Raw genomic sequence first — 22,316 nt, 5'->3', positions numbered from 1 at the left:
AAAATATAAAGTTTAATAAATAAACAATAATAGCCTTTGGTTTAATCATTGGAAGATCCAAACGACGTTGCAATTCGCAAGCTTACTCGGAAGAATCGCCGCTTAGAGTCCTTGCTGAAAAAATACAAACAAAACTATCACTTGCAACATGCCTTGATACAGCTCTCTGAGCAGGCTAGTACAGTTGCTGAGCTAACCCTTTTATACCCTGCTATCCACAGTATTTTAGAACAACATTTACCAAGTAAAAGCTTTTATGTTGTATTACAGAACCAGTTTACTCAAACCTTAGAGCTTTCTTATTTCGTTGATGAAAAAGATGGGATTTCAGTACCTTTACATGAATCTCATCATTTTGATCAAGGTGTCACAGGATATGTATTTAACACCAAAAAGGTGCTGTATTTAACCAAAGATGAAATGCAGAAAATGATAGATGACTGCATGTTCAAGGCCCTTGGTAGCCCCGCGGAACACTGGGTTGGCGTTCCCATATTCCGTGATAAAAACATCATAGGCGTAATGGTCTCGCAAAGTTATCAACCTCAACAAGCTTACAGTGAACACCAAATTGAGCTTCTTGAGGTGATGTCTTTGTACTTGGCAACAGCCATTGAACGTGTCAAAAAACGTGAATTGTTAGAATCTGAGGTGAAGATCCGTACACGTGCATTGATGCAAAGTAACGATGCGCTCAATAAAGAAATAGAACAACGTAAACGCGCACTGGAACGGCAACAAATTTTATTTAAGATTTCTGAATTGGCAACCCAGTTTAGTGATATCGATGATGTTTATAAACAAGTCCATAAGATTATTCGCTCCATCACCTTTGCCAATAACCTCTATATTGCTTTACATGACACCGGCTCCAACTGGTTGAGTTTTCCTTATTGTATCGATGAAGTCACAGAGTATCGCCCACGGCCTTTTGCCAAAGGCTACAGCGAACTGGTTATCACCACTGAGCGCAGTCAACTAATCGACACACAACGTGCCGCAATTTTGATAGATGGTGGCGTGGTGCAACGCCCTCCCGATTACGACGATTTAGAAACTGCCACCAGCTGGTTGGGTGCACCGCTCAAAACAGCCAAGGGAGTGATTGGTTTAATCGCCTGCCAAGCGTATAACCATGAGTACGAATATAATCATGAAGACGTTGAGCTGATTTCCTTTGTATCAAATCAAATAGCGTCAGTCTTACAGACGCATTTGGCTAATCAAGCACTCAAAGCAAGTAACCAAGAGCTGGAACATCGTGTAGCAGAAAAAACCAAAGCACTACGCCAAACAAATTTACATCTGCAAATGCAAATTGAAGAGCGTAAGAAAATTGAACAACAGCTCTATCATGATGCACATCACGATCCACTCACATCGTTGCCAAATCGCAGCCTCTTTTTAACTCAGCTTGAAAAGACATTACAAAAATATCAACGATATCCAGAGCATAACTTCGCAGTACTATTTATTGATCTCGACAAGTTTAAAGTGATCAATGATGAGCTAGGCCACCAAGCAGGCGATCAGTTTTTAATTTGGGTCAGTACGGCATTTTCAGAATGCATCCGAGAGCATGACCTACTTGCGCGCCTTGCGGGTGATGAATTCGTAATTTTACTCGATCACCTGACAGACAAACAGCAAGCTGAAGATGTTGCCAAGCGTTTAATAAGGGTAATGCAGCAGCCATTCTGTATGAAAGGCGTCTGCATGCAAAGTGGTGCGAGTATTGGTATTACTTACAGTAATAAAAATTACAAAAATACCGATGAGATTATTCGTGATGCTGATGCCGCTATGTACTATGCAAAAAATGCTGGGCGCGGCCGTTATGAGTTTTATCATCCATTACTCACTGCTGCTGCGAGTAGTACAAATAAACCCGAGGAACAGCATCACTTAACCGCCCTACCGACACACTTTAGAAGTACTGATATTGTTGATTTTACCAATCACTCATCACACATTATTACTTTAGAAGCTTTTGGCGAGCATCCAGTGTTGGGCAGTACCAGCTTTGATGTCTTGAAAAAATTTGCTGCAGCAAAGGATGAACACTTAGACATTGAGCTGGGGTTATTAGAAAAAGCGTTAAAGATTGCGCAAAGTTATGACCAAGACGTGTTATTTGCATGCTCAACAGTCATTTTGGAGTCCTCTGCTTTTTCGACATTAAAGCAAATGTTCAACAACAACGACACCCAGCTTTGCCTAATGTTTGATGAAAATGAAGTTAGATACGCATCCAGCGTACAGTTGGAAAACCTCAAAGAACTTCCACAATTAGGCGTCAACATTGGCCTCAACGATTTTGCCAAAGATCGTTGCGACTTAGCCTTTTTGAGTAGCATTGAATTTAAATATGTATTGCTGAGCTCTGTATTTAGTAAGCGTGTATTACAACAAAACAGTTACGACATTCAACTACAAGGAATTTTGGCAATAACTAAATTAAAATCAATTCAGGTTATCGCCAAAGGCCCTGCCATTTTGAACTTCAGAAGTTTATTAGAAAAACATGGACTAAAGCTGTTCTTTGGCAAACAACAAAACTTAAAGAGTGCTCGTCAAAACGTCACTGACATTGACGAGCAAGAAACTTTAACGTTTTAACATTGCGCGTAAATTGGCTACACGCGCTTGACCTTTTTCCATTCTCTCTGATTGTGATACCACCGCTTTTTTGCCTTCAAATTGCAAGTCATCTTGCGGTAACTCTTGAACAAAACGGCTCAGCTCTGGTGTTATTTGCTCACCGAACTGACGGCGACTTTTTGCATAAGTCAGGGTCAGTGTTTGCTGAGCTCGGGTGATCCCAACATATGCCAGTCGCCTTTCTTCTTCTACATTGTCTTCATCAATGCTGGTTTGATGTGGTAATAACCCCTCTTCCATACCCACCATAAATACATGCGGATATTCCAAGCCTTTTGAAGCATGTAATGTCAGTAGCTGTACAGCATCGCTTTCATCTTCTTCCTCGTTGCGCTCTAGCATATCTCTGAGTGTTAACTTCGTCACCACCTCAGACAAAGTCATCGGCGGATTATCAGCATCCCCCGTGAGCATGTCACTGATCCAGCGATATAGCTCAGAGACATTTTTCATACGCATTTCTGCGGCTTTTGCACTGGTTGAAGATTCGTATAAATACGTCTCATAATTAATCTCACGGATCATATCTTTAACGGCTTCAAGCGTATCGCCTCTCACCGCACGATCACTCAGCTCCACCACCCATCGCGCAAAGCCTGCTAACGCATTAAACCCTTTACCTGTCAGACGCTGTGTTAAGTCACTATCAAAACATGCCTCAAACAAACTGATATGCTTATCATTGGCCAAACTTCCCAACTTTTCGAGTGTCACGGGGCCAATTTCACGTCTTGGTGTGTTAACGATGCGTAAAAATGCATTATCATCATCTTGATTCACCAATAGTCGTAAATAAGCCATGATGTCTTTAATTTCACTGCGAGCGAAAAATGACATGCCGCCACTGATCTTGTAAGGAATACGGTTTGCCATCAAGGCTTTTTCAAATACCCGTGCTTGATGGTTACCTCGGTATAAAATCGCATAATCTTTATAGCTAGTGCGTTTCATAAACTTATGCGAAATAATTTCCGCCACCACTCGCTCAGCTTCATGTTCTTCATCACGGGTGGCGATCACACGCAGCGGATCGCCATACCCAAGCTCACTGAATAGCTTCTTATCAAATTCATGGGGATTATTCGCTATCAAGATATTGGCAGACTTCAATATGCGACCTGCACTGCGGTAGTTTTGTTCCAGCTTAATTAATCTAAGCCCCGGATAATCTTTACTCAATAGCACCAAATTTTGCGGTTTCGCACCACGCCATGAATAAATAGACTGATCATCATCGCCTACTACTGTAAACCGTGCGCGTTCACCCACAAGTAATTTAACCAATTGATATTGACTGGTATTGGTATCTTGATATTCATCCACCAGCAAGTATCTAAACTGATTTTGCCAACGCTCCCTCACGTCTGCTGAGCTACCAAGTAGTAAAGTAGGAACCATGATCAAATCATCAAAGTCTAAGGCGTTATAGGCTCTAAGCTGAGTTTGATAACGGGCATACAACTGGGCAAAGAGTGCTTTTTGCGGCTCACGTGCTTCTCTGATGGCACGCTCAGGTAATATCAGATCGTTTTTCCAGTTACCGATCTGCATCTTTAGCAAGTTAAGTAGATCTTTATCTTTTTCGAGCTCTTTTTCTGTCAACTCCGAAAGCAACTGATTAGTATCTTGGTCATCAAACAATGAAAAGCCTGGTTTAAAGCCTAGGGTTTTCACTTCCTTTTTAATAATGTTCAGTCCCAAAGTATGAAATGTTGAGATCCATAAGCCTTTTGCATCTTGTTTCCCAAGTGTCTGCGACACACGCTCACGCATTTCTTTGGCCGCTTTATTCGTGAAAGTCACTGCGGCGATATTGCGCGCTTTGTATTCACATTGCTGTACCAAGTACGCTATTTTATTCGTGATCACACGGGTTTTTCCTGAGCCAGCTCCTGCCAATACGAGGCATGGCCCACTAATATATTTGACGGCTTCATCTTGTTTGGGATTGAGTTTCATAAAAGGCGAGTACCCTGAGTAACTGGAACCGCCTAGTTTATCTTATTCATGCCACAATACCAATTTGCAATGTTTTGATTATGATTAAACATTAAGACGTTTAGATACGTAAGACAGATTAAAATGCGTTTATCGGCATAGAGGTTTACGGTAAGATAATGCGCATCAACTAGCTATAAGGCACTGACATGATAAACCCAGCAAAAATCGAAGAAATTGCCAAACAGATTTCAAGTAATATGCCACAAGGTGTGCGTAATTTAGCAGAAACTTTTGAAGCAAAAACCAAGCAAGCGATTCAAACTAAGCTGACAGAAATGGACTTTGTAAGTCGTGAAGAATTTGATATTCAAAGTAAAGTACTGATCAGAACTCGCGAAAAATTGACAGAATTGGAAGCCAAAGTTGCAGAACTTGAAGCTAAGTTGGCGCAACAAGACGACACTGAATGATCCTGTGCGTTACCAAGTGCACACAGACACATAACGCATGTGCTTGTGTGCCAAAACATCCGTTTTATTTATCAAGATGGCGAGTGACCAATGACAAGAGTGCTTGCTCATAACTAGATGATAAACACTGCTCAGAGTTAACCCCTAGTACCAGTTCATTCAGCAAACCATCCGCCAGTCCATATACCCAGCCATGCACCTCCAATTGCTGACCTCGCTGCCAAGCATCTTGTACGATACTCGTACGGCATACATTTCTGACCTGCTCAATCACGTTCAATTCACATAATACGTCACTGCGTTCAATCTCTGTAACTTCGCGTAAAAGTGCTTGATGCTTTTCTTTGATGTCAACAACGTGTCTCAACCAATTATCAATTAAGCCAAATTTGGCACCATCCAGCGCCGCTTTGACCCCACCGCACCCATAATGTCCCACCACCATGATATGGCTTACTTTCAATACTTCGACGGCGTACTGCATGACTGACAAGCAATTATGATCCGTATGAACCACCACGTTAGCCACATTGCGATGCACAAACAGCTCGCCAGGCATGAGATCGACGATTTCATTCGCAGGTACCCTAGAATCAGAGCAACCTATCCACAAGTAGTCAGGGTTTTGCTGCATTGACAACGTCTTAAAAAATGACGGATCACGGGCCTGTGTTCGCTGCGCCCATTGACGATTATTTTCCAACAAGTGTGCTAAATGGCTGGTATGGTGATGGCACATTCTTTTTCCTCTTAGCTACTGGCGTTTAGTCGCCTGTATCAGTAAATTCCTTGGTGTCAGTGACTTTTCACAAAACTGCTCAAGTGTCACGTCATACCCCTTGGCATGCAAATATAACACTCTATCCAGTACAAGCCACAATTCAATTGCGCGCCTAAAACCATGGCGAACTAACTCTATGCGTTCAGTCACTTTTTGCCTTTTTTCTGCCAGCATTAAATACCGCGGATAATCTATCTCAGCTGGTAATTCAATGCCTTTCTTTTGTGCAGCCCATGCACAGAAGTCAGCAAACTCTCCAGAGAAAACCGCTTTATTCACAGAGGGTACACTCACATAGTAGTCTGTTTGCGTGATCTCACGGCGCAGGGCATCAAAAGCCAAACGCCATAACACCTCTTTTTTGCGCACTTTGGCCACACGCGACGGTGCCGTCACGGTTTCTTGTAGTGCCAATTTCATGTCATTATGCGTTAAACGTACTGCACCACCTTTGCCTAACTCACTCATCGGCTGGTATTCTTCACTCGTAAACAAGTGATAACAACAAGGTGATAAGCTAATTCTCTCACACCCTGCAGCCGCAGCTTCACGCATAAAATTTTGATGCAGCTTGCCACATGCATGCAATGCCACCGCATGTTGCTGAGCTTTAAAATGATGACTTACAGGTTCACTCAGCACATCAGCACAATGAAAAGTCATATCTAATTTTTGATGTGCAGCACTTTGTGCACCTTGTTCACACAGATGTGCTTGTAACTCAATACTGTCCACATGAGGCACCCCCGTATAGGCCAAAATCCGACCCAAGTGCCCTTTACCTGCACACCATTCTAAAACCGGTAAATGACGTTCATTCAAAGCAGACACAAAATCTTGTAGCTGACCTACTTTTCTCCCCTTTATGCCATTACTCAGCCAAAAAGGCAGCTCAGGTCGATGGCGTTCAGTTAAGTGTATCTCTGTCAGTGTACTTATCTCAGCGAGCTGCGGAATATAATCTGACAGAGTCTGTTGCAACGCACTTTGATCCATATCTAACGCACTCAAGGTCGCTTCATCCAACCCCGATAGGTAGTCGTCTAATTCAGGCCAAGGCGTAACAAGATGATCAAAGGCAATCAGTTGCCAATATTGACGTGTTTCATGGAGCAGTCTATCGAGTGACTGGAAATGCGTGATATAAGACGAGATCATAAGCTTAATTAGTTACTACAAGTAATCACATTGTAAGCTATCTAAGTACCGATAGAAAACGCTCCTATTACCACGCTAATCCATCACGCGGTAATTTTTTCTTTGCAGTACTAAGCTCACATACATGGGAATACATAACACACTCATCACAATGGCTAAGATTAACATCCATGACCAGTTAATCTCTGTCATGTTTTCTTCAGAATATAAAAATTCACCCTTGTGCTCATGAAAACTGGCGATATCTAGATGATATAACTGTGCGATCCACTGCCAACGAGCTAACGACATATTTCCAATAGGGATCCCAGGCGCTTTAATGAAAGGCACTAACTTATCTGCTTCATTGGCTAACTCTTCAAAATTCTTTTCTGTGGCATACAGTTTTGTTATTTGTAGCGCTTCCTCCAAATTGGCCAATGCATAGCGCCACCCTTTTAGGCTTGCGCTACGAAATTTCGCAACCATATCAGGACGGTATTTATAAACATCTTCCGAGGTAAACAAAATATCTGCATACACATTAATGCCATAATGCTTAGGACAAATCTGTCGCGTTACGACCCCTTGCTGGACCATTTTGAAAGGCTCATTCGATACATACACTTGTAGCGCATCAAATTTACCTGCTTTAAAGTCTTCAAGAGGCGACATTCCTGAGTAAATAGGCAATTGGCTTACATCGATACCTGCTCGCTCTAAAATGAGCACTAACTCAGCCCCCTCAGTACGCCCCAAGTGACTAATTTTTTTTCCTTGGAAATCTTTCGGTGAATATATATCACTGTCGGCACGCACCATCCAACAATAAGGGGAAGATTGAAATATTGACGCCAGCGCAACCAATGGCTTGCCTTGCATACGCTGCTCGAGCAAACCGGAGTGAGTAACACCAAACTGAGCTTGTCCAGAAAGCACTTTAAATTGTTCATCAGGCTGGTGTTTTTGTGCTGAGGCAATATTTACATCCAAGCCTACTTGGCGATAAAAACCTTTTTGCTTGGCGACATAATAGCCTGCAAACTGAAATTGATGCACCCACTTAAGTTGAAGTGTCACCGGCTCTAGTGCTGATACACATGCACTAAAATACACAAATAAGACGACAAAGAAGCAACGGAACATAGGCTGTCCTTAATATATCCATCTTTGAATATAGAACCCCAAAGGTAGAAAAGACAGCAATCACAAGTCACTCAACTGACTTTAAGTGCATAGTCCTGATCAGATTGTAAATATTGAGAAAAACATGGGTTGTCCGTTTCGTCACAATAATCATACCCCAACCGGCCTAAATGCTCTTCAAATTTGGCATACTCTTGAGGCGACATTTCAAACCCTGCGAGGACATGACCTTTTGCCGCGCCATGATTACGATAATGAAACAAAGTGATATTCCACTCACACCCTAAAGTCTCTAAAAACCGCAATAAAGCCCCTGGGTATTCGGGAAATTCAAAACGCAATAATCGTTCTTGGATCTCTACCGGCGGTTTTCCACCGACCATGTAACGAATATGCAATTTAGCTAATTCATTATCTGATAAATCATTGTATTCATAGCCACTCTCAGAGAGGCTCTGCTTCAGCGCTTGAAGTTCCTGTGCTGCATTTCTCAGCCCTACACCGACAAAAATTTGCGCCTTGCTTGTGCCAGCAAAACGATAGTTGAACTCAGTGATAGAACGACCGCCCAAGGTTTGACAAAATTGCTTAAAGCTTCCCTTTTGCTCATCAATCGTCACCCCAAACAGGGCTTCACTTTTAGCACCTAAAGCGGTGCGCTCTGCAATATAACGTAATCGATCAAAGTTTAAATTAGCACCAGAGAGTACAGCAGCCAAAGACAGTGCAGACTCATCATGCTCAGAGCACCATTTCTTTAGCCCAGCTAACGCAACTGCGCCTGACGGCTCAGCGATTGCCCTCGTTTCTACAAATATGTCTTGTACTGCTGCGCAGATTTCGTCGGTTGAGACCAGTATTACTTCATCACAATACGTCTGCGCAAGTCGAAAGGTTTCTTCACCGATCCGCTTCACCGCAATCCCGTCTGCAAAACAGCCTACTTGCTCCAATTCCACAGGCGCACCTTGCTGCATTGCGGCATGTAAACACGCACTTTCCGTCGCTTCGACGCCAATCACACGTATATCAGGACGCAAAGATTTAATATATACCGCCATGCCGGCTAGCAGCCCGCCGCCGCCAACTGGGATAAACACCACATCTAACTTGTCTAATTGCTGCATCATTTCACGCGCAACCGTTCCCTGACCAACAATCACGTCTTTATCATCAAACGGTGGTACAAACACGCCCCCTTCTTGCTGACATATAGATTGCGCATATGTATTCGCTGCATCAAAGTGATGACCATGTAATACAACATGCCCACCCAAATTACGCACTGCATTCACTTTTATTTCTGGGGTCGTCACTGGCATAACAATGGTTGCCTGATGGCCTAGGTGGGCAGCACTCAGTGCCACCCCTTGCGCATGATTACCTGCTGACGCCGTGATCACATGAGAATGCGCAGGCAGTTGGCGCAACTTATTGAATGCGCCCCTGAGTTTGAAAGAATAAACAGGTTGTTGATCTTCCCGCTTCAGCCAAACTTGGTGCTTGAGCCGTTCTGATAACCCTTTTAAGTGACTCACATCCGTTTGCTTCACCAGAGGGGCCATATTCGCTTGGATAATAGCCCGAAAGTAATCTAGCTCTTGTGCCACCATCGCTAACTGAGCTCCTCTAATTTCTCTAAATCACGCACAGCCCCTTTGTCTGCACTGGTTGCCAGTAATGCATATGCTTTTAATGCTGGTGTCACGACTCGTTCGCGATCAACTGGCTTATACGCCTCTTTGCCGCGCGCAAGTTGCTTCTCTCTACGTAGAGCAAGCTCAGTGTCATCGAGTAACACATCAATGCCACGTGTATGTATGTTAATCGCAATCAAATCACCATTTTCAATCAATGCCAATGTACCTTCGCTCGCAGCTTCCGGTGAAACATGACCAATTGATAAACCAGAGGTGCCTCCAGAAAAACGGCCGTCGGTAAGTAGCGCACAGTCTTTATCAAGGCCCATAGACTTTAAGTAACTGGTTGGATAAAGCATTTCTTGCATGCCCGGACCGCCTTTTGGACCCTCATAACGGATCACCACGACATCGCCCTTTTTCACCTGACCACCCAAGATCCCCTCAACCGCATCATCTTGTGATTCATACACCACCGCAGGGCCAGTAAACTCCAACATTTCATCCACCACTCCAGCGCTTTTAACAATACAGCCATCAGGTGCAAGGTTGCCAGTTAAGACCGCAAGGCCACCGTCTTGACGAAATGCATGCTCAGCACTGCGAATACACCCGCCTTCTCGGTCTAAGTCTAATGTATCCCAACGGTATTCTTGGCTCATTGCTTGCGTTGTACGGATCCCCGCAGGGCCTGCACGGTAAAACTTTTGTGCTTTTTCATTACTACTGTCATTGGCATCCCAACGCGCCAAGACATCACCTAATGTGCCGCCCGCCACATGGCCTACATTCAGGTCTAACTTACCTGCTTTTGCCAACTCATTTAATATCGCCATGATGCCACCAGCACGGTGGACATCTTCAATGTGATACTGCTGTGTGGCCGGTGCGACTTTACATAGGAAAGGCGTATTTCTTGATAACTGGTCAATGTCCGCCATATCAAAATCCACTCCCGCCTCTTGCGCGGCAGCCAAAATATGTAATACCGTATTTGATGAGCCGCCCATCGCGATATCGAGTGTCATCGCGTTATTAAACGCCGCTTGATTGGCGATATTACGCGGTAAAACCGCTTCATTATCTTGGCGGTAATATTCATCACATAGCGCAACGATACGCTTTGCTGCCCCGTTATATAATTGCCCTCTGTCTTTATGGGTCGCAAGGGTCGTGCCGTTGCCTGGTAATGCCAAGCCTAGAGATTCAAGCAGACAGTTCATTGAGTTCGCAGTAAACATACCTGAGCACGAGCCACATGTTGGGCACGCAGAACGCTCAACCTGCTCAGAATCTTCATCACTGACCGTTGGATCCGCGCCTTTTACCATGGCATCCACTAAGTCCAACTTTAAATCGATGTCTGCAAGACGGGTTTTACCCGCTTCCATTGGCCCACCCGATACAAAAATAACGGGAATATTTAACCTCAAAGCCGCTAATAGCATGCCCGGTGTGATCTTGTCACAGTTTGAAATGCAGACCATGGCATCCGCGCAGTGTGCATTCACCATATATTCTACCGAGTCCGCGATGAGGTCCCTTGATGGTAGAGAGTACAGCATCCCGCCATGGCCCATGGCGATACCATCATCAATCGCGATGGTGTTAAATTCACGAGGTACACCACCGGCTTCACGGATGGCATCCGCCATCAAATCGCTCAGTTGGTTGAGGTGAACATGGCCAGGTACAAATTGTGTATACGAATTGACGACCGCGATCATCGGTTTGTGAAAATCTTCATCCGTCATTCCTGTCGCACGCCAAAGCGCTCTTGCGCCTGCTCGTTTGCGTCCTTCAGTCGTTGTTTTACTACGTAACTTAGCCATGTTGACCCCTTTTTATTTAAATACCGATGCTCGGTAAACCCTCATTCCCAAAAAATATATACCCTCAGTACTAGCTGTTTACGTAATCTAACCAGCCCTGAGGATCACTTGATTGCCCTTTAACTAAATCAAAATAGGCTTGCTGTAATTCTGCGGTGATAGGACCACGTTGACCCTCACCCACTTGAATTTGGTCAACACTGCGAACGGGAACCACCTCTGCCGCAGTCCCTACCATGAAAAATTCATCAGCAAGATACAGTGCCTCACGGGCAATCGGCTCTTCACGCACCTCATAACCGCGCTCTTTGGCTAGATGAATAATCGTGTCACGCGTCAAACCAGGTAAAATACAAGCGGTTGTGGGTGGTGTATAAAGCACACCTTTTTTAACCACAAATAAGTTCTCACCCGCGCCTTCACTCAAATAGCCATTCACATCTAGCGCAATACCTTCTACATAACCGTTGCGCTTTGCTTCACCTGAAATCAGCTGAGATGATAGATAGTTACCGCCGGCTTTCGCCGCTGTCGGCATCGTATTTGGGGCAAGTCGGCTCCATGAAGACACACAGACATCAACACCTTGTGCCAAACTATCTTCACCTAGATAAGCACCCCACTCCATTGCTGCCACAGTGACATCTGCGCGGTGTGATTTTGGGTTCAGTCCAAGACCAACATGCCCTAAGAAGGCAAACGGTCTTAAATACGCGTTGCTAAAACCATTTTCTTTTACTGCCTGCTTACACGCTGTTTTAATCTCTTCTTTTGTAAAAGGGATCTCCATGCGATAAATTTTTGCTGAATCAAATAACCGTTGAATATGGTCGTCTAAGCGAAAAATAGCCGGACCATTAGGCGTCTCATACGCCCTGATCCCTTCAAAGACTGAACTGCCATAATGCAGTGCGTGGCTCAAAACATGCGTCGTCGCTTCTTGATAAGGGATCATTTCGCCGTTGTGCCAAATTAATTCAGATGTTTGTGTCATTCTTTTAAACCTTAATTTTGTTATATTGCCTGCTGCTGTAATGTGTGCAAATCAACCGATTGCACATCCACTAGCTTATTTAATTGTGACGTTAATAGATAGATGGGCCTGTCACTATCTACCGTCATTTTGACGTGAAACAGTTCATCTTGGCCTTCCAATTGGAGCTGCATCAGACGAAACCCTCTGTGACGCGCCACACGAAGAAAACGCTCAACAGCCACGCTTTGATTTTTTACAGCTACAGTTAATTGATGTTTCATTGTGTATTCTCCGTTAACATTTCATCGTTTGCCGCGCCCGGCGGAACAAGTGGCCATACGTTTTCTTTATCATCAATACACGCATGCAAGATGTAAGGCCCTTCACTATTTACAAGTTGTTTAATTGCATCATCCACTTCTGATGCGTGGGTAATGGTTTGCCCTGGGATGCCAAAAACAGCAGCAAGTTGCACAAAGTCAGGGTTGTCAGATAAATTTGTTTCACTGTAACGTGCTGAGAAAAATAGCTCTTGCCACTGCCTCACCATACCTAACCTCTGGTTATCTAAAATCACAATCTTCACCGCAAGATTGTTTCTTCTGATGGTGGCCAGTTCCTGAATATTCATCATGATTGAGCCGTCGCCAGATACGGTTATCACCATGCTGTCTGGTCGTGCTATTTTGGCGCCAATGGCAGCAGGTAAACCAAATCCCATGGTACCTGCACCACCGCTACTGAGGTGATTACTTGGGTGGGCAAATTTCATATGCTGTGCGACCCACATCTGGTGCTGACCAACATCACAGCACACCACGGTATCGCTAGGGACATCCTGGCTGAGCTTATTCAGTAGATAAGGTGCAAATACTTTCTCTCCTGGGTAATCATATCGCCATGCATGTTCTTGTTTCATGCGGCTAATATGCGCTCGCCATGCTGCAGGGGCCAATACGCCTTGGAGCAAAGGTAAAGAGGTATTCAAATCCGCCACCAATGACGCTGCTGCAGGCTTACGTTTTCCAATCTCTGCCGCATCGATGTCAAGATGTATCACTTTTGCTTTTGAAGCAAACTTAGCCAAATTACCGGTTACTCGGTCGTCAAAGCGCGCGCCGATACATACCAATAAATCACATTCTTGTACCGCCAGATTTGCGGCTTTAGTGCCGTGCATTCCAAGCATGCCCAAGTCATATTCGTACTCAGGCAATACACTACCAAGGGCTTTTAAAGTCGACACCGCTGGCATATTGGTCTGTGCCAAAAATGCCATCAATGCGGGCTGTGCATCAGCATTTTGTACACCACCACCTACATAGGCAACGGGCTTTTGCGCATTGTTAAGCAACTCATTTGCTAAATTTAACTCATGTAAAAGAGGTGCATCCTGCTCTTCGCTGTGTGCAGACCATGGCGAAAACGACACCAGAGCTTGTTGAATATCTTTCGGAATATCAACCAAAACAGGGCCAGGGCGGCCCGAGACAGCCAAATGCATCGCTTGCTGCAATACCTCAGCTAACTCTTCCGGACGTTCGACCATAAAGCTGTGCTTTGTACATGAAAGAGACATGCCCAATACATCCACTTCTTGAAACGCATCAGAGCCGATCGCCGCGGTTGGTACTTGGCCTGTAATTGCCAACAATGGAACTGAGTCCATCATAGCGTCCGCCAACGCTGTGACGAGGTTCGTTGCGCCTGGTCCTGACGTCGCAAAGCACACACCTAACTTACCTGTACTACGCGCATAACCAACGGCAGCGAATCCAGCTCCTTGCTCATGGCGAGTTAAATAATGCTTCAGTGGTGCACCATAAAGCGCATCATAAATCGGCATAATGGCCCCGCCGGGGTAGCCGAATACATCTGAAACACCTTGCTTAACAAGGATATCAATCACCATCTGTGCGCCTGTCATTGTTTTGCTCATTGCCCTTTGCTCTGTTTTTTTGCCCTTAAACGAAAAAGCCCCCCGAACTTTTCAGTGCGGGGGGCTCTTAGCTGATTCTTTTCTTACAGCACTACGAAGCCCCCGCGGTAATAATAATCACCACGTTGATAATCACGACTAGTAGTTTTGCTGTTAGTAACATAAACTTTAACCTAAAAAATAAACTGTCTTCATAAACATTCAACGGCAGACAATATCTCTCTGCCCGTTCTTTATTCTATTAGTAACCCGCCACAGCCGCCAAGTCAACCATAAAAACTATGCCAAATAACTAGTCAAAAACACTAAAAAAAGAAAATAAATCCCGAAATGGTCAACTTAAAGGTTAAATAATTCAACCCACCTTAAATAACCTCTGATACAGATGAACGTCTTCAGAATATTGAAGACAATTATGCACATCATATTTTTGTATTAAATTTTTGTGATTTACTTCTTTAATTGATTATGATGTCCACTCTAAGACATAAAAGGACCACAGCTGTGAAACAATTATTGCTCCTCAAATTACACTTATCATTTTGCTTTATGTTGCTTTTTAGCGCCGTAAGCTATGCGTCCCCTGCGCTTTGGAGTGTCGAAAAAAACGGAGTGACATCTTATCTTTTTGGCACTGTCCATGTCGGAGATCCGAGCATGAAAGGACTGCCTGAAAAAGTAAAAAATGCCATAAAAAAATCGGAAAATACGGTTGTGGAGATCGATATAAGCGCCTTGTCTCCTTTTGAAATTCAAAATAAGACGGCGGCATTTATCGCAAACTCCAACAGCCGACCTCTCCAAAAAGCCCTATCTAGTGAAGTCTACCAACAATTAAAATCTTACTTCACAAAACGTAATATCAATATCGTACTGTTTGATAATATGCCTGTATGGGCTGTGATACTCACGGTCGTGCAACTAGAATATCAACAAGCAGGGTTTACAGATACTTACGGCATAGACAAGCAAGTTATTGCGTATGCACAAGAGCACAACAAAAACATCCAAGCACTCGAGCTATTTGAACAACAGCTAGAAATGTTCAGTCAAATCGCCCTTATGAGTGATGAAATGGTTTCTCAAACACTTACTCAAATGCAAGATGCAGACGCTTTCATTGCCGAGATGGTTGATGCTTGGAAAACAGGTGATGACAAGAAATTAAATCAATATTACAAGTTGAGCTTTGACGGTTCAAAATATGCTCGCTTAGCAGAGCAAATTTTGGTTGTCGAACGAAATCATACCTGGGTACGTACTTTGCTGCCTAAAATGAACAAAAAGTCTCATTTTATCGCTGTTGGTGCGCTTCACCTGCCTGAAAAGCATGGTTTAATTGCACTTCTAGAAGCGCAAGGGTTTACCATTAAACGCATCTAACAATTTGGTGGTGAGCCCTAATATCAGACGACTCACCACACACTTTTCTGCCGCTCAGTAACAAACATAAAGGCTTTATGACGTGTTGCTCACAGCAGAAGGCATAATTAACATTTCGACTTTTTCTTGCAATGCCTTCATATCAACGGGTTTATACAAATGTGTGTTAGCACCTAATTCGTACACACGACTCACGGCTTGCTCAGATGTATTTGCAGTAAGGACCAAAATAGGTACTTCTAAACCAAGATTATGGCGTATCATTTTTATCGCCGTAAACCCGTCCATAATCGGCATATTTAAATCCATTAATATGAGGCTAAAGTCCTGCTTTTGTAACTCCGAAAGTGCTTCTTGACCATTCACCACATGGATGACTGATAAACCTAATTTTTCTAATAAAGTCACCACAACTCGGGCGTTAAGCAGGTTATCTTCCACTAATAACGCAGGTGCACCTCTTTGAAGTTCGGTGGTATTATGCATCGATTGCTGAACAACGGTCACCGGCAACTCTAACAAAACACGTGTACCATGAGGTTCATTGTCAGTAAAAATAATTTTGCCTCCCAGCATAGTCACTATCAGCTGCGCCCTAGTGAGACCTAACTGCATACCTTGATAGTTCTCTTCCTCGTCAATACTTGCTTGTGACTGCGCAATGCCAGGGCCTGTATCACTTATCACACAACGAAATAAACCTTCACCACTTTTCGTTACCACACAGTTAGCTTCCAAGCTGACTTCACCATATTCTGTGAACTTCACTGCATTATCTAAAATCTGTCCAACCAGCCACGCAATGCGGTTGTGATCACACTCAACTGGCAACGGTAACCCTTCACCTAGTTCAGCGTTAAACAACAGCGACTTTTGTTGTAATAATGGTTTATATATTGCCAAAGCGTGAGATATTGTCTCTGAAAGACACGCCACTTTGCTATCTAGTTTAATTTCTTTTTGTTCAGACAATACGTTGTAATCATCTATTGATGATAACAGGATATTCAATTGCTTCGCCGCATGATCAACAACATCTAAATGTTCTTTATGACTCGATTCTTTATACAAAGTGAGGTAGCCCATAATGGCTTGTAATGGTGTGCGCATTTCATGGCTCGCTCGAGCTAAAAACTCACTTTTACTGCGCTTTAACCGATTTGCTTCCAACCTTAGTTTCTGCAGGTGCGTAATTTTCTTCTGGATACTTTTTTCCATTGGATAAAAAATCCACCGCGCCTCAAGTAGCAAAATCAGTAACCCAAAAATCCAGATAACCAACTCTACATTTTGTAATTTTTTTACTTTGTCCGTCGCAACCAATTCATGCAGCGTCACGGCTTGATCTAGCAAAACCAGTAACTCACTTGCTCGCGACTGTATCTGTATTAACTTCTCTACTTTTAACTGTCCCAGCAGAGCTTGTTTATGCGCTGCGGTTACTAATGCAATGTATTCATCTACTCGCGCAGCCAAGGCTGCAGGAGGTTGAAAGTAAAAAGTGAGCAGATCTGCTGATAAATGAACATATCGATTGTCAGACTGTTGCAACAAAAAAGCCTGATTTTCTGCCATCATGTTCAAGGCATCCCGCAGTGCTTGTTGCTCATCAAATGTGCCAGGGTGCTGACGAATATATTCAGCGCCCAATAATAATGCTGTTTTTTGCGACAACATTCTTTGCATACCTGCGGTATTAATAACGCGAGCATTGGCCGATTGTTGAGATAATAAAATCTGCATCGTTGCCATTGCTGTGGTGATCACAATCACCATAATTGAAATCGCAAGTATGTATCTAAAACGAAATGTTTTCAGTATTTTAAGCAACCGATTGCCTCCTTATTGGATGCAAAAACACAGTAATTGAGCACACAGCTTTTATACTCAAGTGTAGCTTAATTTTCATCTTTTACAGTTTGAAGCTTGACACCTAGATGGCTGAAATGTTTCAATCCCCGCTGACCCTAATATCGCAAAATAGCATCACATGCTGTTTTGAGGGCTGGAAGAGGTGCGTTATTCAGGTAGCTAGATTGAGGAGAGCAAACTCCAATGACATCGAGTGAGGGGAATTAACGCCGAGAAGAAGTCACTTTTGCTAAGTGATTTTTTCGGGCGCTTGGGCTGAATCCCAACGACTGTCACCAACATATTTGGTGGAGAGCTTCTGGTCTTAGAAAGATAAGGCCATGCCTTTTTCTATTTAAGTCCATTGCTCTTCGAATTTTAATTGTTCGGAAGCTGGGCTATCACTTCATACCCCAAACCACCGAACAGCATTTAAGTTCGGTAGAGATGAAATCTAAATACAACTTATCTGACTACCCGTTATGGACAGCGCTTGTTACGCCGTTCGACGATAATAATCATGTTGATTTTGCCACTTTGGCGCAACTCGTGCGCGCGCAGCAAGCAGCTGGCAATGGCATACTTTTACTTGGGAGCACAGGCGAAGGCCTTGCCTTATCTCAGCAAGAGCAGCGTGATATCGTACGATTTGTCTGTGAGCTATCACCGACGGTGCCTTTAATGGTTGCCATTGGCGGCTATGATCTTGCACTACAACTAGATTGGGTTGAGTTTTGTAATTCTCAGCCAATTGACGCATTTTTAGTTGGTTCTCCATTGTATGCAAAGCCCGGAAACGTTGGTCTTACACATTGGTTCAAGACACTCTTGGATGCCAGTCAGCACCCATGCATGCTCTACAACGTACCAGGACGAAGTGCTGTCGCGATTAGCCCAAATGTCATTGAAAACTTGTCTTCACATCCAAACCTATGGGCACTTAAAGAGGCAAGTGGAGATATCGCAACGTTTGAATCTTTCCGTAAGGCGTCTCCAGAGCTTGCTATATATAGCGGCGATGATGGGCTGATGCCTTACTTTGCACAAGCAGGCGCCGCAGGTCTGGTGTCTGTTGCAGCTAACGCGTGGCCGCAGCAAACCGCGGAATTTGTCCAGCGCTCATTAGCAGGTACTTTCCCTAATTTATTTACCACGTGGACAGACGCAGTAAATAGCTTATTTAGTGTTGCTAATCCAATCCCAGTCAAAGTCCTAATGCATTTACAAGGTCAACTGGAAACACCGCGTCTGCGCCCACCACTGACACACTTAGAACTCAGTGACACCACATTTATTAAAACCGCAAATTCAACAATTTTATCTTGGAGTTAAGGAAGTATCATGAGCTGGTTAACCCTATTAAACAATCTAGAAAATGGCACTGTTCGCGCAGCAACGCAGGATGAACAAGGCAACTGGCATGCCAATGTCGAGGTCAAAGAAGGTATCTTAGAAGCATTTAGAAATGGCACTAACACCGAGTACCCTGGTGGCTTCGTTGATAAAGACAACTTAGCACCACAGGGCTTTGCCGCAGAAGCAGGTGTACGTATGGTACCCGGTGGCAGCAGTGTTCGCCGTGGCGCATACGTAGCACCTGGCACCATTATCATGCCACCTGCATATGTAAATATCGGCGCTTACGTAGACGAAGGTACCATGGTTGACAGTCATGCTCTGGTTGGTTCATGTGCCCAGATTGGTAAAAACGTACACCTTAGTGCCGCTGTGCAAGTAGGTGGCGTATTAGAGCCAGTCGGTGCCAGCCCAGTGGTTGTAGAAGATGATGCATTCATTGGCGCAGGCTGCGTGCTTGTTGAAGGTGTTGTTGTCAAAAAAGGCGCTGTACTTGCTCCTGGTGTTCGTCTATCTGCCAGCGTTCCTGTCTATGATTGTGTCAATGAACGTACTTTAGACAAAGGTGAGGCAATCCCTGAAAATGCCATCGTGATCCCAGGTTCGCGCCCAGCTAAAGGTGAATGGGCTCAACAGCAAGGACTTAGCTTATCTTGTGCTTTGATCGTAAAATATCGCGACGAACAGAGTGACGCATCCCTTGAGCTTGAAGAGGTGCTTCGCTAATGTCCACCTTGAGTACGCCAGTCAAAAATGCCATTACATCGCTGACACAAAGCCAGCATGAGCCATTTTATCTTTACGATTTAGATGCATTGAGCGGCCATTTAAAGCTTTTAACGGAGCAATCCGTTGTAAAACTTTGGTATGCAGTCAAAGCAAACCCATTATCCAGCGTCATTCAAACGTTAGATAAAGCGGGTTTCAACTTTGATGTGGCCAGCAGCGGCGAGCTACAGCAAGTGCTGGCGCAAGGCATTGATGCAAAGCGCGTACTCAATACTGGACCTGCAAAGTCTAAACACCAAATTGAGACTTTTTTAACCCAAGGCGTAAATACCTTTGTTGCGGAAAGTCTTAATCAAGTCGCTTGGCTGCAAGACGCAGCCCAGCGACACAATACGGCACTGCGTATCTTATTACGTGTTCAGTTACGTTGGCCTGACAATGAAAAAAACCCACTTGGCGGAGATAGCCTAACGCCATTTGGCTTAGGTGCACAAGAATGGGGGGCACTCACAGTGAGTGACTACCCGAACCTAGATTTTGTCGGTTTACACATTTTCCAATGGGGCAATATGCTTGAAGCTGAAAAACTTGCTTCACTTTGGCAGCAAATGGTTGACCCATTAATGACACTTGCACAGCAGCTCAAGATAGATCTGCGTGTATTGGATTTAGGAGGCGGGTTAGGCATTCCATACGCTGACGGGCAGCCTCATATTGATTGGCCGACAATTTTACGCAGTTTAGAGCACATAAAAGCACAAACAAATATTGATGAACTTTGGATGGAGTTAGGCCGCTACGCCGTCGGAGAGTGCGGCTATTATGTGAACCCAGTTGTCGAACAAAAGCAGAACTATGGTAGCAACCAGCTCATTTTAGCAGGCGGTATCAATCATATACTTCGCCCAGCTGTCACTTCTCAAGCTTTTCCAGCGACCCTATTGCGCGAAAGTACAAGTGCTACAATCCCCTATACCTTGCATGGCCCACTATGTACCGCACTGGATCACTTAGGTGAGCACAGCTTACCCTGCGATATTAATGAGTATGACTGGGTTGTCTTTGGTCAATGCGGCGCATATGGATTTACAGAAAGTATGCCTTACTTTTTATGCCATACCCTCCCGAGTGAATATATTTATCAATCCGGCCAAGTTCGTTGTATCAGACCGCCATTAACACCAGAGAACTACTTGAGGTAACTATGAACCAGATAACTCAAACTTCCATTCAAGTTGCAGAGCTGGCAAACGGGCAAGCCATGTCAATTCCAGTATTTACGATTGGAGATGACACTCAGGGTCCTAAAGTTTATATACAAGCCAATATGCATGGTGCTGAAGTACAAGGTAATGCGGTTATCTATGCCTTATTAGAAAAACTAAAAACAGTGCATATATCCGGCTCCATCACCTTAGTCCCTTACGCTAACCCCATCGGATGTAATCAAAAATCAGGGGAATTTACGCTAGGTAGATTTGACCCAATTACAGGAGAAAATTGGAATCGTCTTTACCATGACCATGGACACCTTGTAGAGGATTTTGCATCACGTCATGCCCAATCAACCGAGCAAGAGATCCGCAGCGAATTTAAAAAGCTGTTAATTGATAAAACAGATGAGCTGCTTGCTAGACCAATGCATGCAATGAAAACGGGCAAACGCATCGCGGTCAATTTACAGCGCCTTGCCCACGAAGCTGACTTCGTTTTGGATTTGCATACAGGCCCTGTGTCCTCCAAGCACTTGTATTGTCCAGAGTATGCACAAGCAAGCGCACATTATTTTAATATTCCGCACACCTTGCTGATCCCCAATGAATTTGATGGTGCCATGGATGAAGCGTGTTTCTGCCCTTGGTGGAAATTAAGCGAAGCGCTTGCACAACATGGCAAACAGTTCGACGTATTAAACGAAGCATTCACCGTAGAGTTGGGTTCTCAAGAACACATTGATCTAAACGAAGCTCAGTGTGATGCCGAGAGCATCCTCAGCTACCTGACACATAAAGAGGTGATTTTAGAGGGCGGTTATCAACCGCAACCTATCACACGCTATGCCTGTTATCTAAAGGATTACACCGCATTTTATGCGCCTATGGGTGGCATGGTGGAATACCAAGCACCGCTAGGTGGGCACATTAAAGCAGGCGACACGTTAGTGAATATTTTAAGAATGGATAAATACGCTCAAGGTGAAGCGTTGAACCCAATCACATTTAATAAAGATGCAATCGCTATCTTACATTTCGCTTCTGCCAGTGTGAACCAAGGTACTGAGTTATATAAATTGTTCACCAACTACTTTGAACTATAAAGAATTGCGTGAGAGTAGGTAGGTCTCAGACTTACTTGCTAAGGGGGGTGACTTGTCATCCCCCTTTTTCCTACCTGGTTGAGCGACGTCACAAGCCTGTTTATTCCTCTCATTAATACAGCGTAGTTATTTGAATTTATATCACTTTACACAAGAA

Annotated in this window: 17 protein-coding genes and 1 riboswitch; of the genes, 7 read left to right on the top strand and 10 right to left on the bottom strand. The window is 44.0% G+C overall.

Annotated elements, in window-relative coordinates; genetic code table 11:
• The first annotated feature begins 48 nt into the window (after nucleotides 1-48).
• The gene (locus tag S4054249_RS01505) at nucleotides 49-2,619 is read left to right on the top strand and encodes a bifunctional diguanylate cyclase/phosphodiesterase (RefSeq protein WP_046358356.1); all 2,571 of its coding nucleotides are present in this window, start codon (nucleotides 49-51) and stop codon (nucleotides 2,617-2,619) included.
• On the opposite strand, the gene rep is transcribed toward S4054249_RS01505, so the two are convergent.
• Entirely contained in the window at nucleotides 2,608-4,620 is a 2,013-nt protein-coding gene (gene rep / locus S4054249_RS01500; protein ID WP_046358357.1) for a DNA helicase Rep, read from the bottom strand. The two genes, S4054249_RS01505 and rep, sit on opposite strands and share 12 nt — an antisense overlap.
• 188 nt (nucleotides 4,621-4,808) lie before the next feature.
• On the opposite strand from rep, the gene ubiK reads away from it, so the two are divergent.
• Complete coding sequence (gene ubiK, locus S4054249_RS01495) at nucleotides 4,809-5,072, top strand: ubiquinone biosynthesis accessory factor UbiK (protein ID WP_046358358.1); 264 nt, start codon at nucleotides 4,809-4,811, stop codon at nucleotides 5,070-5,072.
• 64 nt (nucleotides 5,073-5,136) lie between these two features.
• On the opposite strand, the gene can is transcribed toward ubiK, so the two are convergent.
• The 8 genes from can to ilvG all read right to left on the bottom strand — a co-directional run bounded on the left by can (nucleotide 5,137) and on the right by ilvG (nucleotide 14,511).
• A complete protein-coding gene (can, locus tag S4054249_RS01490) occupies nucleotides 5,137-5,811 on the bottom strand; it encodes a carbonate dehydratase (RefSeq protein ID WP_046358359.1) in 675 nt (224 codons plus the stop codon).
• 15 nt (nucleotides 5,812-5,826) lie between these two features.
• Complete coding sequence (locus S4054249_RS01485) at nucleotides 5,827-7,011, bottom strand: methyltransferase (RefSeq protein ID WP_046358360.1); 1,185 nt, start codon at nucleotides 7,009-7,011, stop codon at nucleotides 5,827-5,829.
• A 75-nt stretch (nucleotides 7,012-7,086) separates the two neighbouring features.
• A complete protein-coding gene (locus tag S4054249_RS01480; RefSeq protein ID WP_046358361.1) occupies nucleotides 7,087-8,136 on the bottom strand; it encodes an ABC transporter substrate-binding protein in 1,050 nt (349 codons plus the stop codon).
• A gap of 71 nt (nucleotides 8,137-8,207) precedes the next feature.
• Entirely contained in the window at nucleotides 8,208-9,749 is a 1,542-nt protein-coding gene (gene ilvA, locus S4054249_RS01475) for a threonine ammonia-lyase, biosynthetic (protein ID WP_046358362.1), read from the bottom strand.
• Between the two features lie 2 nt (nucleotides 9,750-9,751).
• Complete coding sequence (ilvD, locus tag S4054249_RS01470) at nucleotides 9,752-11,608, bottom strand: dihydroxy-acid dehydratase (RefSeq protein ID WP_046358363.1); 1,857 nt, start codon at nucleotides 11,606-11,608, stop codon at nucleotides 9,752-9,754.
• Nucleotides 11,609-11,678: 70 nt separating this feature from the next.
• Nucleotides 11,679-12,602: a branched-chain amino acid transaminase gene (locus tag S4054249_RS01465; protein WP_039607581.1), complete on the bottom strand. Its 924-nt coding sequence runs from the start codon at nucleotides 12,600-12,602 to the stop codon at nucleotides 11,679-11,681.
• Nucleotides 12,603-12,622: 20 nt separating this feature from the next.
• Nucleotides 12,623-12,865: an acetolactate synthase 2 small subunit gene (gene ilvM, locus S4054249_RS01460; protein WP_046358364.1), complete on the bottom strand. Its 243-nt coding sequence runs from the start codon at nucleotides 12,863-12,865 to the stop codon at nucleotides 12,623-12,625.
• Nucleotides 12,862-14,511, bottom strand: a complete 1,650-nt coding sequence (gene ilvG / locus S4054249_RS01455) for an acetolactate synthase 2 catalytic subunit (protein WP_046358365.1) — start codon at nucleotides 14,509-14,511, stop codon at nucleotides 12,862-12,864. The genes ilvM and ilvG overlap by 4 nt, the downstream gene beginning before the upstream one ends.
• 516 nt (nucleotides 14,512-15,027) lie before the next feature.
• Here ilvG and S4054249_RS01450 point away from each other — a divergent pair.
• Nucleotides 15,028-15,906: a TraB/GumN family protein gene (locus tag S4054249_RS01450; protein ID WP_230851779.1), complete on the top strand. Its 879-nt coding sequence runs from the start codon at nucleotides 15,028-15,030 to the stop codon at nucleotides 15,904-15,906.
• A 75-nt stretch (nucleotides 15,907-15,981) separates the two neighbouring features.
• Here the strand turns inward: S4054249_RS01450 and S4054249_RS01445 are convergent, their stop codons facing one another.
• Nucleotides 15,982-17,736 carry a response regulator gene (locus tag S4054249_RS01445; protein ID WP_046358366.1) on the bottom strand — a complete coding sequence of 585 codons (1,755 nt, stop codon included), beginning with the start codon at nucleotides 17,734-17,736 and terminating at the stop codon, nucleotides 15,982-15,984.
• A gap of 171 nt (nucleotides 17,737-17,907) precedes the next feature.
• Nucleotides 17,908-18,084: riboswitch (Lysine riboswitch) on the top strand.
• A 120-nt stretch (nucleotides 18,085-18,204) separates the two neighbouring features.
• Between S4054249_RS01445 and dapA the strand changes: the two genes are divergently transcribed.
• From dapA to S4054249_RS01425, 4 genes are read left to right on the top strand one after another with little or no spacing between them, the layout of a single operon-like run.
• A complete protein-coding gene (dapA, locus tag S4054249_RS01440) occupies nucleotides 18,205-19,089 on the top strand; it encodes a 4-hydroxy-tetrahydrodipicolinate synthase (protein WP_046358367.1) in 885 nt (294 codons plus the stop codon).
• 9 nt (nucleotides 19,090-19,098) lie between these two features.
• The gene (locus S4054249_RS01435; RefSeq protein WP_046358368.1) at nucleotides 19,099-19,839 is read left to right on the top strand and encodes a 2,3,4,5-tetrahydropyridine-2,6-dicarboxylate N-succinyltransferase; all 741 of its coding nucleotides are present in this window, start codon (nucleotides 19,099-19,101) and stop codon (nucleotides 19,837-19,839) included.
• Nucleotides 19,839-21,044 carry a PLP-dependent decarboxylase gene (locus S4054249_RS01430; protein WP_046358369.1) on the top strand — a complete coding sequence of 402 codons (1,206 nt, stop codon included), beginning with the start codon at nucleotides 19,839-19,841 and terminating at the stop codon, nucleotides 21,042-21,044. Before S4054249_RS01435 ends, S4054249_RS01430 begins: the two co-directional genes overlap by 1 nt.
• A 2-nt stretch (nucleotides 21,045-21,046) precedes the next feature.
• Nucleotides 21,047-22,159, top strand: a complete 1,113-nt coding sequence (locus tag S4054249_RS01425) for a succinylglutamate desuccinylase/aspartoacylase family protein (protein WP_046358370.1) — start codon at nucleotides 21,047-21,049, stop codon at nucleotides 22,157-22,159.
• The last annotated feature ends 157 nt before the right edge of the window (nucleotides 22,160-22,316 follow it).

Source organism: Pseudoalteromonas luteoviolacea, from assembly GCF_001750165.1.
GTDB lineage: Bacteria > Pseudomonadota > Gammaproteobacteria > Enterobacterales > Alteromonadaceae > Pseudoalteromonas > Pseudoalteromonas luteoviolacea_G.
Note: the sequence above shows the minus strand (reverse complement) of the source record. Positions and strands in the feature narration are given on the sequence as shown.

What these genes read in the sequence shown, in the direction of transcription:
- rep (WP_046358357.1), bottom strand. Translation starts at nt 4,620, where the DNA reads ATGAAACTCAATCCCAAACAAGATGAAGCCGTCAAATATATTAGTGGG.
- ubiK (WP_046358358.1), top strand. Translation starts at nt 4,809, where the DNA reads ATGATAAACCCAGCAAAAATCGAAGAAATTGCCAAACAGATTTCAAGT.
- can (WP_046358359.1), bottom strand. Translation starts at nt 5,811, where the DNA reads ATGTGCCATCACCATACCAGCCATTTAGCACACTTGTTGGAAAATAAT.
- S4054249_RS01485 (WP_046358360.1), bottom strand. Translation starts at nt 7,011, where the DNA reads ATGATCTCGTCTTATATCACGCATTTCCAGTCACTCGATAGACTGCTC.
- S4054249_RS01480 (WP_046358361.1), bottom strand. Translation starts at nt 8,136, where the DNA reads ATGTTCCGTTGCTTCTTTGTCGTCTTATTTGTGTATTTTAGTGCATGT.
- ilvA (WP_046358362.1), bottom strand. Translation starts at nt 9,749, where the DNA reads ATGGTGGCACAAGAGCTAGATTACTTTCGGGCTATTATCCAAGCGAAT.
- ilvD (WP_046358363.1), bottom strand. Translation starts at nt 11,608, where the DNA reads ATGGCTAAGTTACGTAGTAAAACAACGACTGAAGGACGCAAACGAGCA.
- S4054249_RS01465 (WP_039607581.1), bottom strand. Translation starts at nt 12,602, where the DNA reads ATGACACAAACATCTGAATTAATTTGGCACAACGGCGAAATGATCCCT.
- ilvM (WP_046358364.1), bottom strand. Translation starts at nt 12,865, where the DNA reads ATGAAACATCAATTAACTGTAGCTGTAAAAAATCAAAGCGTGGCTGTT.
- ilvG (WP_046358365.1), bottom strand. Translation starts at nt 14,511, where the DNA reads ATGACAGGCGCACAGATGGTGATTGATATCCTTGTTAAGCAAGGTGTT.
- dapA (WP_046358367.1), top strand. Translation starts at nt 18,205, where the DNA reads ATGAAATCTAAATACAACTTATCTGACTACCCGTTATGGACAGCGCTT.
- S4054249_RS01435 (WP_046358368.1), top strand. Translation starts at nt 19,099, where the DNA reads ATGAGCTGGTTAACCCTATTAAACAATCTAGAAAATGGCACTGTTCGC.
- S4054249_RS01430 (WP_046358369.1), top strand. Translation starts at nt 19,839, where the DNA reads ATGTCCACCTTGAGTACGCCAGTCAAAAATGCCATTACATCGCTGACA.
- S4054249_RS01425 (WP_046358370.1), top strand. Translation starts at nt 21,047, where the DNA reads ATGAACCAGATAACTCAAACTTCCATTCAAGTTGCAGAGCTGGCAAAC.